The 15280-nt window shown below is 35.3% G+C and carries 13 protein-coding genes; 4 read left to right on the forward strand and 9 right to left on the reverse strand.

The genetic code is table 11. From position 1 onward, the window contains the following. Positions 1 to 41 precede the first annotated feature (41 nt). The 5 genes from MHI00_RS14185 to MHI00_RS14205 form a co-directional block, all read right to left on the reverse strand. Positions 42 to 1010 (reverse strand): LacI family DNA-binding transcriptional regulator, encoded by a 969-nt coding sequence (locus MHI00_RS14185; protein ID WP_015075509.1) that lies wholly within the window; start codon positions 1008 to 1010, stop codon positions 42 to 44. Between the two features lie 116 nt (positions 1011 to 1126). Continuing rightward, entirely contained in the window at positions 1127 to 1531 is a 405-nt protein-coding gene (locus tag MHI00_RS14190; protein WP_015075508.1) for a cupin domain-containing protein, read from the reverse strand. Positions 1532 to 1789: 258 nt separating this feature from the next. After that, positions 1790 to 2617 carry a phosphoenolpyruvate hydrolase family protein gene (locus MHI00_RS14195; protein WP_035064588.1) on the reverse strand — a complete coding sequence of 276 codons (828 nt, stop codon included), beginning with the start codon at positions 2615 to 2617 and terminating at the stop codon, positions 1790 to 1792. Positions 2618 to 2635: 18 nt separating this feature from the next. After that, a complete protein-coding gene (locus MHI00_RS14200; RefSeq protein ID WP_341114444.1) occupies positions 2636 to 3850 on the reverse strand; it encodes a Tm-1-like ATP-binding domain-containing protein in 1215 nt (404 codons plus the stop codon). A gap of 97 nt (positions 3851 to 3947) precedes the next feature. Then, entirely contained in the window at positions 3948 to 5147 is a 1200-nt protein-coding gene (locus MHI00_RS14205) for a phosphoenolpyruvate hydrolase family protein (protein ID WP_341114447.1), read from the reverse strand. A gap of 149 nt (positions 5148 to 5296) precedes the next feature. On the opposite strand from MHI00_RS14205, the gene MHI00_RS14210 reads away from it, so the two are divergent. Beyond that, positions 5297 to 6742, forward strand: a complete 1446-nt coding sequence (locus tag MHI00_RS14210; protein WP_341114449.1) for a 6-phospho-beta-glucosidase — start codon at positions 5297 to 5299, stop codon at positions 6740 to 6742. A gap of 63 nt (positions 6743 to 6805) precedes the next feature. On the opposite strand, the gene MHI00_RS14215 is transcribed toward MHI00_RS14210, so the two are convergent. The 3 genes from MHI00_RS14215 to MHI00_RS14225 all read right to left on the reverse strand — a co-directional run bounded on the left by MHI00_RS14215 (position 6806) and on the right by MHI00_RS14225 (position 9542). Next, positions 6806 to 7777 (reverse strand): N(5)-(carboxyethyl)ornithine synthase, encoded by a 972-nt coding sequence (locus MHI00_RS14215; protein ID WP_317913109.1) that lies wholly within the window; start codon positions 7775 to 7777, stop codon positions 6806 to 6808. A 393-nt stretch (positions 7778 to 8170) separates the two neighbouring features. Continuing rightward, positions 8171 to 8419, reverse strand: coding sequence for a hypothetical protein (locus MHI00_RS14220; RefSeq protein WP_010054444.1), 249 nt, complete (start codon positions 8417 to 8419; stop codon positions 8171 to 8173). Positions 8420 to 8447: 28 nt separating this feature from the next. Continuing rightward, positions 8448 to 9542, reverse strand: coding sequence for a 3D domain-containing protein (locus tag MHI00_RS14225; RefSeq protein WP_341114451.1), 1095 nt, complete (start codon positions 9540 to 9542; stop codon positions 8448 to 8450). A 164-nt stretch (positions 9543 to 9706) separates the two neighbouring features. On the opposite strand from MHI00_RS14225, the gene MHI00_RS14230 reads away from it, so the two are divergent. Next, positions 9707 to 10183, forward strand: a complete 477-nt coding sequence (locus MHI00_RS14230) for a nucleoside 2-deoxyribosyltransferase (protein WP_010054442.1) — start codon at positions 9707 to 9709, stop codon at positions 10181 to 10183. Positions 10184 to 10376: 193 nt separating this feature from the next. On the opposite strand, the gene MHI00_RS14235 is transcribed toward MHI00_RS14230, so the two are convergent. Continuing rightward, entirely contained in the window at positions 10377 to 11135 is a 759-nt protein-coding gene (locus MHI00_RS14235; protein WP_135053919.1) for a putative ABC transporter permease, read from the reverse strand. Positions 11136 to 11332: 197 nt separating this feature from the next. Here MHI00_RS14235 and MHI00_RS14240 point away from each other — a divergent pair, with 197 nt between their 5' ends. Together MHI00_RS14240 and MHI00_RS14245 are read left to right on the forward strand one after the other, a co-directional pair. Continuing rightward, positions 11333 to 13078 (forward strand): ABC transporter ATP-binding protein, encoded by a 1746-nt coding sequence (locus MHI00_RS14240; RefSeq protein WP_287431199.1) that lies wholly within the window; start codon positions 11333 to 11335, stop codon positions 13076 to 13078. Position 13079: 1 nt separating this feature from the next. Beyond that, complete coding sequence (locus tag MHI00_RS14245; protein WP_010054432.1) at positions 13080 to 14831, forward strand: ABC transporter ATP-binding protein; 1752 nt, start codon at positions 13080 to 13082, stop codon at positions 14829 to 14831. Positions 14832 to 15280 lie beyond the last annotated feature (449 nt).

Raw genomic sequence — 15280 nt, forward strand, 5'->3', positions numbered from 1 at the left:
ATCTTTTTTTCCGAAAAATTCATTCAAAAGAGCTTGTCAATTTAAGTTGTTCCGCGAGTGATTAGTTTAAATGATAAAGGATGTAAAGGCAAATTTTTGTGCTTTAATTGATTATATAACTTAAAAAAAGCATTTTCAGCTTGTAAGTGCATCGGATAATCAATTGTCGTTAAATTAAATAGTTCTGCAATCGAAGAGTTATCAAATCCAACAACTGCAACATCTTTAGGAACTGAAATACCTCGTTCACGTGCCTCTGCTAAAAAACCAACAGCAACATTATCTGTCGGGAAAAGTAGAGCTGTTGGTTTTTCTTTTTCAGCTTCCCACCATCGAGCTAATTCTCGTCCCTCGGTACTTGTATGCAAATTATAGCGACTTTTTTCTGCTTGTAACGCTACCCCTTTTTCTTGACAAAAATCTTGCCAAGCCTTATATCTAGCAACAGTATTTAAGCTTTTTTCAATGCCAAAAAAAGGGACGATTTCACGGTGACCTTTTTCATAGAGATGATCCAAACCTAGTTTAAAGCCTTCATAATGATCCATAAAGACGGATTCTATTTTGGGTGACGTAACTCTTTGCCAAGTTACAATCGGTCCATACTTGCTATATTTTTCAATGACTTCCCATTCATTTGAACGTACAATTTGAAAGATTCCGTCAATTTGTTTTTGTTTTAGTTTTTGAAAAGCTTCAATCTCACTTTCTTGATGATAATCCGTTAATAAAAGTGTAACCTGATAGCCATATTTTTTAGCAATTGTTGCAAAACTACTTAAAAAATGTGAGAGTATATCTGAAAAGTCTGGCGACACGAGGCCAATTGTTTTTGTTTCACCATTTTTCAAGTAAATCGCATTTTGATTTGGTGTATAATCAAGATCATCCACGACTTTTTGAACTTTTTGTCGTGTTTCTTCTTTAACATAGCCTTTGCTATTAATAACTCTTGAAACTGTTGCTCGGGAAACACCTGCCAATTTCGCAATCTCATTAATATTTGACACTACAGTCTCCCCCTTTTTAACCTATACTTATTTTAGCTATTCTTTACTTACTTATTATACCACGAACAAAAAAAGCCTTCACCTACTTAGAAAAGGCAGGTTAAGGCTTTTAGTAATTAATTTTTTTGAGGTGCAGTAATTTGGCAATCCGGATCATTTTTCATGGCTATTTCAGGACCTGAATAGTGATAGATAGCTAGAATTTCTAATGGATCTTTGCCATTATTAATAGTGGAGTGATAAACACCCGCTGGAATTCGAATTAACTCCCCTGCTTCAATTTCTTTTTCTACTTTACCTGTATCTAACTCTAAACTTTGCACTCCTGTTCCTTTTAGAACATAAAGCACTTCTTCGCAGCCCTCATGATTGTGACGTTGATGCCCTTCACCTGGAAATAGATTCACTACCCCCGTTACCATTACCTTGCTACCTGTTACTTGAGGTTCATTTAACCATTGTAATGTTCCCCATGAAAAACCTTGTGTTTCAACATCTTCAGTCTTAACAAAATACTTCATTATCCATTACCTCCATTATTTAAAAGCATGTTGAGTCGGTTAGCCCTGGTAGAAAAACAGGGAATGGGAGGAATGACGCTTTTTGTCATTTTTACCATTCCCTATTTTTTCCGAGGAGTTGGCTCATAAGAGCTAGCCTAATAAAAAGCTTGTTGAGCCGGTTAGCTCTGGTAGAAAAATAGGGAATGGGAGGAATGACGCTTTTTGTCATTTTTACCATTCATCTTTTTTCCGAGGAGTTGGCTCATAAGAGCTAGCCTACTTAATTGCTTTAAATTTCTCAGTTTGCTCACGAATTCCTTTTTCGGCCGCGAAACGTTCGATACTTGATGCTCCAAAAAATCCATCTAAATCTTTGGTTTTATTTAATACATACTGGGCATCTTCCGGTTCAGCAATTGGTCCGCCATGACAAATAACTAAAATTTCAGGATTTACAGCTTTACCAGCAGCGATAATTTTTTCGATTCGCTCCACACAATCATCTAATGTTAAAGCTGTTTTAGCCCCAATGCTCCCTTTAGTAGTTAATCCCATATGTGCTACTAAAATATCAGCACCTGCCTCAGCCATATCCTGTGCTTGCTTTTCATCAAATACATAGGGCGTTGTGAGTAAATTTAATTGATGAGCTTCACGAATCATTTCGACTTCTAGTTCGTATCCCATATTTGTTTCTTCTAAATTCTGGCGAAAGTTACCATCAATTAATCCAACAGTGGGAAAATTTTGCACTCCGTTAAAGCCTTGTGCTTGTAATTGCTGTAAATAAACACTCATTACACGGAATGGGTCCGTTCCACACACACCTGCTAAAACTGGTGTGTGCTCCACAACAGGTAAGACTTCTTGCCCCATTTCCACTACAATCTGATTCGCATCACCATAGGAAAGTAAGCCAGCAAGAGAACCGCGCCCTGCCATCCGATAACGACCAGAATTATAGATAATTAACATATCTGCACCACCAGCTTCACTACTCTTGGCTGTAATTCCTGTGCCTGCACCAACACCGACTAAATACTCACCTTTTTTTCTTTTGTTATAAAAACTATTCATGATTTCGTTTCTTGTTTGCTTGTTCATTTTTCTTCACAACTCCTTCTATTTATTTTCGATTAGGTTTATTAATTGTTCTGCTGCATATTGCGCAAAGGTAGAATCGTTAATTGCTTCATCCCGTTGGATAATCTTGACTAGTGGATTTCTTAGATTCTCTTTTAATGATTTAAATAGTTGTTGATCCTCTATTGGACCGTAAAAAGGCTGACCCTCTATATCAATAGCAGAGATACCTTTTAAAGGCAATATAAGTACCGTTTTTCCAGTAGCTAAATTTAATTTCTCAGCTATTTTTTCACCTAATTGCTGATTTTCTGCTTTTGTCGTGCGCATCAATGTAATTGTCGGATTGTGTTGATACAAATTGCGTTGTTTATATTTTTTTGGCACAGTTTCGATAGGTCCAAAATTGACCATATCTAAAGCACCAACTGAAACTACTTGAGGAGTACCTGTTAAAGCTGCCGCTTCTAAACGAGTTGGACCCGCACTTAATACCCCACCAAATAATTCATCTGCCCACTCAGTAATCGTCAAATCTAAAACGCCTTCAATAAAGCCATCCTGAACCAACGATTCCATTATTTTCCCACCTGTACCTGTCGTATGGAACACTAAAACTTCATAACCTGATTGTTCTAAAAATTCTCTAGCTACTGTTACTGCTGGAGTCGTTACGCCAAACATACTAGCTGCAATTAAGGGTTTATGCCTTACTTCTTCTTTAAAATTAGTCGTTAACATACCACTAATCGCGTAAACAGCATTTGTAAATAACTTCGTCGAAATTGAATTTAAACCAGCAACATCCACAATTGATGGAATCATAATAATATCACTAGTCCCAACATATGGGGTCACATCTCCTGCTGCCATCGTAGAGACCATAATCTTTGGTACACCAATTGGTAATTTTTGCATCGCTGGCGTCACTAATGAGGTTCCTCCAGAGCCACCAAATGATAAAACACCTTGAAATTTATCTTTCTTGTATAATTCTGGAAGTACTTCTTTTAGACCTTGCGCTAATTTTTCAGTCGCAAATGCTCGATCTTTTCTTTCAACTAATTCAGCAATTGTAACCCCTGCAGCTTCTGCTATCACCGCATTATCAATATCTGGTTTAAACTGTGCTTTAAAGACACCTGTATGGACTGTTAGAACTTCCAAACCTTTTTGTTGAAGCAATTTTTTTACGTATAAATATTCTTCCCCTTTTGTATCTAGTGTTCCAACTAATGCAACAGTTTTTTTCATTATAAACGAGCTCCTTTCCTAATGATTACACTTTAAATTATAAGAGTAACAGCCAAGGAATAAAACGTTTTCAAAACAGTTTAACTAGTGTTTATCTTCACTCCTTTGTTCTAGCATTGCTATATTCAGAAGGTGAAGTTCCCATATACTTTTTAAATATTTTATTAAACTGAGCATAATCCGGATAACCAACTAAGAAGGCAATTTCTTTGAAAGAAAGTCTTTGTGGTTTAGCCATCAGTTCAATCGCTTTATTTAAGCGAAATTTAATTAGGTATTCAGTAAAACTTGCTCCCGTTTTCTTTTTAAATAATGTACTAAGATAGCTACTTGTCACATGAGCTACTTGTGCTAAATCCTCTAAATAAATACCCTCATGGTAATTTTGTTCTATATATTTTTCTACAAAAACTACATAATCATAATGTTTATTGATACCATCTAACATTTGAGACATCAAACTAGTATCTTGGCTATCTTTTGGGCTTTTAAATTCTTTCGCTTTTTGAATAATTAATTCTTCTGGCGTTATTCGATCAAAAGTGGAACCACCGATATAACCATTTAACCCCGGAATCTGGTTATAAATATAACGAATATCAATTAAACTGCTCACTGGCCCACCATAAATCATAGTAATAACATTTGGGCGTATTTCTCGACTCACTTTGACTATTTCATTAGCAGAGGCAATTACATTGGCTAAGCTTAATACTTTTTTAGCTCCTAGTTTGCCACCTCTTGTTAGTCCACAGTGAAAGCAAATAACATCTGCACCAACTTCTGTCATTTGACGGGCTTGCTCTTGGTTAAAGACAAAAGCAATTGTAAATAACTTCTGATCATGGGCTAACTTAATTGCCTCAACTTCTAATTGATACGAACAGCCGCTTTCTTCCAAAGCCTCACTAAACTGGCCATCTAACAAACCGACAGTTGGATAGTTATTTACCCCGGAAAAACCGTTCGCCTTTATCGTACCAATGAAATTAACTAAATCAATCGTGGGATCTGTTGCATTTAAACCAAAAATAATCGGTGTATGCTGCAACAAAGGTAAAATCTCTTTTGTTGCAAAATTTAAAACCTCTTGATTGCTATTTTCAAATGGTAAAAAACCTGCTAATGAACTTCTACCTCGTACCCTAAAACGCCCAGAGTTCAAAGCTAAAATAAAATCTGCTCCACCTTTTTGCACCTGACTAGCGCTCATACCCGATCCAGTTGCAACACCCAGAAGACGGTTGCCAGCTATTAATTCTCGGCGAATTTTCTTGGTTATTTTTTCAACTTCCATCAAACTTTCCCCTCTCTTTTAACACTTCATATTATTTCTAGTGTAGCACTAAAAATAGCCTTTTCCAGTTAAATTTTGACTAAAGCTTGACATGGAATGCATCTCACAAATTATACTTTCAGTATTAAATGAATTGGGGTGCTTTTTTTATGACAACAACGAAATCAATTTTTCCTAAAAACTTCCTTTGGGGAGGAGCAACTGCAGCGAATCAATTAGAGGGTGGCTACTTAGAAGATGGCAGAGGTCTTTCTGTCGCGGATGCGCTACCTGGTGGCAAAGAGCGCTTTAAAATTGTTGCACAACCTGATTTTGACTTTGAAATTGATGAAACTAAATATGTTTATCCAAATCACAACGGTATTGACCATTATCACCGTTACCAAGAGGATATTGCTTTATTTGCTAAAATGGGCTTTAAAGTCTATCGTTTATCAATTGCTTGGTCTCGTATTTTTCCTAAAGGGGATGAAACTACACCTAATGAAGCCGGTTTAGCTTTCTACGATAAAATTTTTGATGAATGTTTGAAATATGGCATTGAGCCTGTTGTAACTATTTCTCATTATGAAATGCCTTTACACTTAGCTAAAGAATATGGTGGTTGGGGCAATCGCAAATTGATTGATTTTTATGAACGCTATGCTCAAGTGGTTTTAGAGCGTTACCATGCAAAGGTTAAATACTGGATGACTTTTAATGAGATTAATAGTGCACTTCACTTTCCAGTTATGAGTCAAGGTTTAACAATGAAATCTGGTGCTGCTGATAAACAAACGATTTACCAAGGGTTGCATCATCAGTTTGTGGCAAGTAGCAAAGCAACTAAAATTGCTCATGAGTTAGATCCTAATTTACAGGTGGGTTGTATGATTATTTATGCGACAACTTATGCGTACGATTCAAATCCAGTCAATCATTTAGAGGCTCTTGAATATAATCAACACTTCAACTTCTATTGTGCAGATGTTCAAGCTAAAGGGGAATATCCTCATTACGCAAAACGTATTTGGGAAGAAAATAATGTTACTTTAGATATTCAACCTGGCGATTTAGAAATTTTAAAAGCACATCCTGTTGATTACATTGGCTTTAGTTATTATATGTCAACTGTTGTGACGACTGATGCTGACAAATTAGCGCAGTCTTCTGGCAATCTATTGTCTGGTGTTAGCAATCCTTTCTTAGAAGCATCAGAGTGGGGCTGGCAAATTGACCCACTGGGCTTGCGTTTAGCTTTAAATGAATTATATGGACGTTATCAAAAACCATTATTTATTGTTGAAAATGGTTTAGGTGCATATGATACTCCTGACGAAAATCACTATGTTGCAGATGATTATAGAATCGATTATTTACGTAGTCATATTAGCGCAATGGGCGAAGCAATCGAAGATGGTGTGGATTTAATGGGGTATACTCCTTGGGGCTGTATCGATTTGGTTAGTGCTTCAACTGGTGAGATGTCTAAACGCTATGGTTTTATCTATGTTGATTTAGATGACAATGGCCAAGGAACTGGCAACCGTTATGAGAAAAAATCATTTAACTGGTATAAAAAAGTGATTGATACAAATGGTAGTGATTTAGCTTAGATAAATGCATAAAACGAAAAAAGGCTTTCTTTATGGGAAAGTCCTTTTTTCGTTTATTTACATTTAACGGTCTTGGAACTTGTTGATATCTTGATCCATTATTTTTCCATCTTCAATAATTAATGCATCTCTTAAAATAGGATTCGGATTTCCTTCAATTAAATCATCGATATACTTACTAGTTTCTTCAGAAATTGCAGCAGTAGCTGTCTGATAAAAAATACTTGGGGTATGATCAACAGCATAATGTAAAATACCGTCAACATAGTAGGTAGGGTCTTCGAAGGTAGTTGGTGATGTTGTTTCAATGGCGCCATGTTCATCACAACTGATATCAATAATCATCGCACCTTTTTTCATTCGTTTTAAATCTTTTTCATAAATGATATGGTCATGTCGAGTTGTATCCCAAAGAATTGCGTTAACAATGACATCATAATCACCTAATTCTTTTTTAAATAGCGCTTCTTGGTTTCGATTGTAAATACAGACATCTGCTCCCAATTTAGTTAAAATACGATTGGCTCCTTGAGCTGTACTTCCTCTACCTAAAATAGCCACTTTTGTGTCATAGGGCATCCGCCCATTAAGTAAATAAGCATGAACAATTCCACTTTCTCCTGCTAATTCATTATTGCGCCAATAAGAATGACGATTCATATAATACATTTTTTCCCATGCGTAAGCAGAACTTTTTTGTTCAATTAAAAGATCTGTAATGTCTCGATTTTGGACTGCATGAACCCAACCAAATATCAGTTGTCCTGGTAACAAATTCTGTAAAAATTCAGCATCTCCAATCTTAGGTTCACAAATAATATCTTGCTGCAACGCCACTTCACGGGAAACAATCTGACAACCTAAAGCCAAATATTCCTCATCGGCAATATTTAAAACGTTTCCATAGTTCTTTTCAAAAAATAATTGAGTAGGATTTTGAATAATTTTGATATCTTTTGGTAATAAAGCACGGCGATGTTCGTTCTCTTTATGGCTTATCACAAAACCCATGGTCTTCTTCTTAACAGATCGCATCTTTTCTACCTCCAATAAACTATTTTTACACATGTAAAATCTTATTCAGCTTCCCTCCTCTGGCCTTATTCTGACACACTTCCCTTAGATATTCAAACTTGAAGGGCATAAAGTAGGCAAGATTATCTTTAGATACTTTGATAAAATTCTTTAAACAATTCTTAAACCAGAAGTATAAAATTCAGTTTCCATACCTTATAATTTTATTATCCTTGTCATAACCTGGGTAAACTAAACTAGAGGGAAGGCTAATTAAAAACTATTGAAAACAACTTTTTTATTAATATCCATCCATATAGAACCTTTGAGCAAAAATAGTACCTAGATATCCACAAAAAAACTGACTAGTATAAATCCAGTTCATCACCGGTTTCATACTAGTCAGTTAAGAATTTATTGTTTAGCTAGACTGAATAAAAATAGATTATTGAATGTATTGTAATCAACATAGCCAACCACAACATCTTGATAGACAAATTTCTTACCAAGTTTTACTGTTCCAGCTTGATAGGCTTCTTCAACTGCCTCAGCTAACTCAGAGTAAAATAAATCAATATCTTCAATTGAGCCTTTTTCAGCTTCCCATTTATCTAGAAATGCCTGCTCATCTTTTTCATGATAAAAATCAATATCAACTGCCATCGTTTGCACCTATTTCTATCTTAGATGTTTAATCTAAGATTTTAATTGTAACTGTACGACGTCCCCATTGTAAACATTCTGCTACAGAAGAGAAATGGACATCAATTTTATTTCCTTTAATTGCACCACCTGTATCAGCTGCAATCGCAACACCATAACCAGAAACCTCAACACGTGAACCAATTGGAATAACACGAGGGTCAACGGCAATAACCATTGGATTCACTCGTAAATCTGTTCCATTAGCTGTAAAGAAGCTTGAACCATTTTCAGCGTATGAATAAGCAGTCGATTCAACAATTATTGTTTTACCAGCGCCACCTGCACCTGATTGATCAGTAGGGTTGCTTGGAGCTGCTGGAGCAACAGCAGCATTTGGAGCTGTATTTTGCGCAACCGCCGCAGTTGAAACTTTAGCAGCTTCTGCTTTTTTAGCTAACTCTTCAGCTTCTTTTTTCTTCGCTGCTTCATCATCTATACGAGCTTGTTCTGTACGTTTTTGTTCATCTAAAGCATTTAAAGCATCTTTATTTTCATCCATTGTTTTTTGTAAGCTAGCCATTTTTGTGTTTAACTCAGTTGTATCTTTGTTGACTTGCTCTTTTTGTTCAGCTAAAGTTGCTGCATCTTCACGTAATTTAGCTTCTAAATTTGTAAGTTCTTCTTGATCTTTTTTAGCTTCTTCTAAATTATCGTTATCAGCAGATTGCAATCGATTGATAACATAAGCACGGTTTAAAAAGTCTGTTAAACTTTCAGATTCAAGAATCATTAATACCATACTTTTGTTTGCTTCAGATGTTTGAAGCGATTGTAATCTTTTTTTAGCTTGAGCAACACGTTCATCAACGTTTGCTTGTTTTGCTTTAATTTTTTCTGCTGTATCCTTCAAGCTTTCTTGTTTTTCAGAAACTTGTTGGTTTAAAGCTTCAATTTCCTTATTTTTATCATTTAATGAAACTAAAGTTTGGCTAATTTCACTATCTACAGTTGCCATTTTTGCTTGTTTTGCTTGTTGCTCTTTATTAATTTCGTCAAGTGACGCTGCGTATCCAACATTTGCTATTAGATTTACGCTTAGAAATGTAAGAACCACGCTTACAACCAATTTTCGTAATTTCACTTATTTCGACAACACCCTTCATTTAGTAATACGATCTTACTTAATTGCTCCCCACATTATAACGAATAATCAGCCTTGGTATATTTCACAAAGATTACTTTTTGTTACAATCGCATTTTAAAGGTATACTAAGAGTGTAATAAAAGATATTAGGAGGAGAAAAAATGATCAAAAATAGTTATTTTGCTAGCCCATTATTTTCTGAAATGGAGTTACGCTACAACCAACAACTTGTACAACAAATTAGAGCGGCATACCCTCAATTGGAGCTTTATGTTCCCCAAGAACAAATGGAAATTAATGATAAAAACGCCTATGCTGACTCCAAAGCGATTGCCCAATATGATACTAAGGCACTTTTAAACAGTCAATTAATGATTGCTGTTTTAGATGGTGCGACAATTGATGTTGGTGTCGCAACTGAAATCGGAGTGGCTTATCAAGCTGGTATTCCTATTCTCGGTCTCTATACAGACTCTCGTCAACAAGGAGCCACAAACCCACACAAACTAGCGGCATTGCAAGAAGTGGCTGAATCACAATTTTCCTATGTAAACTTGTATACAGTCGGTTTAGTTAAGTTGAACGGTGCTATCTATAGCACGAGCTCTGATTTAATCACCGCTATCGGAAAATACTAAGGCTTTGCCTAAATAAAAAAGAATGGATTCACTCCATTCTTTTTTATCTTATAGAAAACAGAAGAATTTTCATAAAGTTTTATGTCAAAATGACTTGTAAACTCATTTTTAGTAACCAAAAAGTAATGTTAAAGAAATGAAAATGCAACATCCACTTCTAAATAGAGTATTTAATCCCAAAATACACTTATTTTCAGCCTTTTTTTCTAAATCTTTCCTGAATCTCTTTTAATTCTTTGAAATTTTTAATTGTTGGCATATTTAATTTAGAATAAGCTCGCAACATTCTCTTTTGATTAAAATTTAATTTGGCAAAAGCTTTTTTTAATTCGGTACTTTGCTTTAATTCTTCCATAACTGTTTGGCTTGTTTCCGTTATTTTTTCTACTAAATTATTTTTTCGTTCTTCAATTTCAACACTTAATTTTGCCAACTCTTTTTGGAAAGCTGCTAAAGTAAATACAGAGTAGATCAAATCAACTGTCATCAAAACAACAATTGCGACAGGTAAGAAAATCCCAAATTGATTTATCAAAAATTGAACCCACTCACTGACAATCGGTTGCACAACTTTCACAATAAAAACACACCCGACTCCCCAAAATAATGAAATTGGTAACGCAATGCGACCATTCAAATTCAATGGAACGTCATGATAGTCCCACCATGTGGTATGAAATAATTTCTCTAAACCATAACTAGTTACATATTCCAAAAGAGTAACTACCAAGGCTGAAAATACATATAAAAGGATGATATTTTGTTGATAAGGACTAATTAAAGATAAAACTGCTAATACCCCAAATCCATAAATCGGACAATATGGGCCAATTAAAAAACCCCGATAAACAAACTTTTTGGCTTTAATTGAACAATAAACTGTTTCCCATAACCAACCTATAAAGGCATAAATAAAGAATAAAAGAACTATTTTTTCAAAAGTAATCTCCATCCCCTTGCTCCTTTCGTGTTGCTTTATTTTCATCATACGCGCTTGTTCATTTTTTATCAAGGATGACTCTTTTTAACTTATATTCTAATGAGAATCTAGTATCAACTAATTTGTCCCCTTATGTTATACTTATTGAATAAAAAGTTTAGGGATACAATTAAAAATTAAATCCCTTGAGTATAGAAAGGAGTATTCATTTGATTTCTTTATTACGTTATGCTAAAAAGTACCGACTCCAAATGGTAATTGGTCCTTTCTTTAAATTTGTAGAAGCCGTTTTCGAGTTATTTTTACCTCTGTTAATGGCCAAATTAATTGATAATGGGATAAACAAAGGAGATACGGCTTATATTTATAAAATGGGGGGCCTGATGCTGGCAATGTCGGTTATTGGCTTAATTTCCGTTTTTATTTGTCAATATTCCGCTTCGATTGCTTCACAAGGTTTTGGGACTGAACTTCGGAATGCCTTAATGCGCAAAATCAATACATTTTCTCACAAGGAAATTGACCATTTTGGTACAGCGACTTTGATTACGCGAGCAACTAATGATATTAACCAAATGCAGCTAGCTCTTGCTATGTTAATTCGTTTAGTGATTCGTGCTCCATTTTTAAGTATTGGTTCTCTGATTATGGCGATTTATGTTAGTCCTAAATTAGCTCTTGTTTTTGCCGTTCTATTGCCTCTATTTTGTCTAATTCTTTACTTTATTATGACAAAAACCATTCCTCTGTATAAAATTGTTCAAACGAAGGTTGATCGTCTAACACAAGTTGTTTCTGAGAATTTAAGTGGTGTTCGAGTGATTCGCGCCTTTGCCCGTAGCAAAAAAGAAAAGCAAAGAGCTGAAGATGTCAGTGATGAGTTGGCAAAGTCCTATATCCGTGTAGCAAATCTTTCGGCTTTAATGACCCCTGCTACCTCGTTAATCATGAATGCGGGTATTTTGATAATCCTTTACGTTGGAGGTTTCCAAGTTAATACAGGTAGTTTGATGCAAGGTGAAGTTTTAGCTTTAATCAACTATATTATGCAAATGCTATTAGCACTTATTATTGTGGCCAATCTAGTTGTTATATTTACTAAATCAGCGGCATCTGCTGCACGAATCAATGAAGTCCTAGATACTGATGTTAGTGTTGTTGAAAATGAATCTCCAACCTATCTGACAGCTATCGAAAATCAGACTGCTATTCAATTTGAGAATGTATCCTTTAAATATGCTGCTGCTAGCGCAAATGCCTTAGAAAATATTGAATTTAATTTATCGAAAGGGCAAATTTTAGGCGTGACTGGTCCTACAGGAAGTGGGAAAAGTACTCTAATTAATTTAATTCCACGATTCTATGATGTTACTGCTGGAACTCTGCTGATTAACGGAACCAATGTTAATGAGTTTGATCTTCAAAGTTTGCGCCGCTCAATCGGTTATGTGCCACAAAATAGTAGTTTATTTACTGGAACAATTGCTGAAAACTTAAGATGGGGTAAAGCGGATGCGACAGAAGCAGAATTGCAAATGGCTTTAGAAATTGCTCAAAGTGCCGATTTTGTTGCAAGCTTAAAAGACGGCTTAAACTCTCCTGTTTTTGAAGGTGGTAAAAACTTTTCTGGTGGACAACGACAACGTCTAACGATTGCCCGAGCATTAGTTAGCCAACCGGATATTCTAATTTTAGATGATTCCTTAAGTGCCTTGGACTACCAAACTGATTTAAATTTGAGAAGAGCTCTAGCTAGCCGCTTAACAAATACTACTGTTGTCATCGTTTCGCAACGTATTAGTTCGATTCAAACAGCCGATCAAATCCTTGTACTAAACGATGGAAAGCTAGCTAATAGTGGTACTCATAAGCAATTATTAGCTGAATCAGATATTTATCGTCAAATTTATGACTCTCAAAGTGAGACTGAAACTGACGTTAAGGAGGTTCATTAATATGCAAAATAAAAAAATCAATCCAAGTGATTTAAAACGACTTTTACCTTTTATGACTCATTATAAAATGCCTATTTTCGCTGCTTTATTTTGTGGCTTAATCGGAGGTAGCGCTACAGTTGCTGCAACTTACTACACAGGAAAAGGAATCGACGCGATTGTTGGAAAAGGTCAAGTTGAGTTTAGCAAGCTTTTCCATGTTCTTTGGTTATTGGCTGCCGTTTACTTGTTAGCAATAATTACCCAATGGATGATCAATTATTTTTCTAATCAGGTTTCCTATAATGCCATTAAAGACTTGCGTATTAAAACCTTTGATAAACTAAACGAACTTCCCTTAAGCTTTTTTGATAATACCCCACATGGGACAATTATCAGTCGCTTTACAAATGATTTAGATAGTATTTCAGATGCGGTTAGTCTAACTTTAAACAATTTATTTTCTGGGGTAATCGTGGTCTTTGCTTCACTAGGTTTTATGCTTTATCTTAGTCCACTTTTAACGTTAATTGTTTTAGTGACAACGCCTTTAATTTTTCTGATTGCTTGGATTGTAGCTCGACTTTCACAAAAAAACTTCACTCAGCAACAACGAATTGTGGGCGAAATTTCTGGATTTGTATCTGAGATGGTTACCAATCAAAAAGTCGTCAAAGCTTTTAATCAAGAAGACTACGTTCAAGGTAATTTCGAACAAATTAATAATCGCTTGTACACTTGGGGACGTAAAGCACAATTCACTTCGTCCATCACCAATCCTTCTGCTCGTTTTGTCGATCACCTTGCGTATCTTTTAATCGGAACAATCGGTGGTATTTTAGTTGTAACAGGAAATGGTAGTATCACGGTTGGTGTCGTCTCAAGTTTTATTATTTACTCTTCTCAATTTTCTAAACCTTTCATTGAGTTATCTGGGATTACAACACAGATTCAAACAGCTGCTGCAGGATTAAGGCGTGTTTTTGAAGTTCTTGATGCTGTTCCAGAAATCCCAGATGCTACAAATGCCACAACTCTAACAACAATTGACGGAAATGTGGCATTCGACCATGTTTATTTCTCCTACCAACAAGATCGCCCGCTAATCCAAGACTTAAATCTAAGTGTTGCTGCAGGTGAAACAATCGCAATTGTTGGGCAAACCGGTGCAGGAAAATCGACATTGGTTAACTTATTGATGCGTTTCTATGAGTTAGATCAAGGGAGCATTAAAATTGATGGTACAGATATCAAAAAATATACACGAGACAGTTTAAGACGTTCCTTTGGTATGGTGCTGCAAGATACTTGGTTATTTTCAGGATCCATTAAAGAAAATATTGCATATGGTCATCCGACAGCTAGTGAAGAGGAAATTATCCAGGCAGCAAAAGCTGCTTTAGCTCACGCTTTTATTATAAAAATGCCTCAAGGGTATGACACAATTATTGGCAGTGGTGGAGTTTCTATTTCTTCTGGTCAGCGTCAACTTTTAACCATTGCTAGAACCATGCTTAGCGATCCGCCAATGTTAATTTTAGATGAAGCAACCAGTTCCGTTGATACCTTAACTGAACAACAGATTCAAACAGCTTTTCTAAGAATAATGAAGGGGCGAACCAGTTTTGTCATTGCTCATCGTTTGTCGACGATTCGTGAAGCAGATTTAATTTTAGTGATGGATAAAGGCATGATTGTTGAAACTGGAACTCATGACGAGTTGCTAAAAATAGATAGTTACTATCATCGTTTATATGCTGCACAATTTGAATAAACTGCAAAAAAAGATTGAAAACAGTCGTGTTTTTGTAGTGATCCTAAAAAACAGAGTAGATTTTCTACTCTGTTTTTTTATGTAGTGAAGCTCATTTTATTTGTAAACTTATCGAGGCTTTGCTAATATAAATTATGACAGGCAAGTTATTTTAAATTGTCACTATTTATCACGAATATAACTAACTGCTTTTGAAAAATAGTTTGATTTTAGTAGAAGTAAAACTAGGGGTTAGAAAATATGTTCCGTTGCAAACCTCACACATATATAATTAGACTTCTCGTAAAGATAGTTTTTTAAAACCCTTTTCAAAAAACAAGAAATTCACTCTATCTTCTTTCGCTACTGATTTGTAAGCCAAACAATCAGGACTTCAGACTCTATTAATTTAATTAACTCAATTTATTCTACCTTGCTTGAATCGCAGTTTCTTGTCTAGCTAAATTTTG

The organism is Carnobacterium sp. FSL E2-0243, from assembly GCF_038003605.1.
Lineage (GTDB): Bacteria > Bacillota > Bacilli > Lactobacillales > Carnobacteriaceae > Carnobacterium > Carnobacterium maltaromaticum.

Coding starts and splice junctions, on each gene's coding strand:
- MHI00_RS14190 (WP_015075508.1), bottom strand. CDS start 1,531: ATGAAGTATTTTGTTAAGACTGAAGATGTTGAAACACAAGGTTTTTCA.
- MHI00_RS14195 (WP_035064588.1), bottom strand. CDS start 2,617: ATGAACAAGCAAACAAGAAACGAAATCATGAATAGTTTTTATAACAAA.
- MHI00_RS14200 (WP_341114444.1), bottom strand. CDS start 3,850: ATGAAAAAAACTGTTGCATTAGTTGGAACACTAGATACAAAAGGGGAA.
- MHI00_RS14205 (WP_341114447.1), bottom strand. CDS start 5,147: ATGGAAGTTGAAAAAATAACCAAGAAAATTCGCCGAGAATTAATAGCT.
- MHI00_RS14210 (WP_341114449.1), top strand. CDS start 5,297: ATGACAACAACGAAATCAATTTTTCCTAAAAACTTCCTTTGGGGAGGA.
- MHI00_RS14215 (WP_317913109.1), bottom strand. CDS start 7,777: ATGCGATCTGTTAAGAAGAAGACCATGGGTTTTGTGATAAGCCATAAA.
- MHI00_RS14220 (WP_010054444.1), bottom strand. CDS start 8,419: ATGGCAGTTGATATTGATTTTTATCATGAAAAAGATGAGCAGGCATTT.
- MHI00_RS14230 (WP_010054442.1), top strand. CDS start 9,707: ATGATCAAAAATAGTTATTTTGCTAGCCCATTATTTTCTGAAATGGAG.
- MHI00_RS14235 (WP_135053919.1), bottom strand. CDS start 11,135: ATGGAGATTACTTTTGAAAAAATAGTTCTTTTATTCTTTATTTATGCC.
- MHI00_RS14245 (WP_010054432.1), top strand. CDS start 13,080: ATGCAAAATAAAAAAATCAATCCAAGTGATTTAAAACGACTTTTACCT.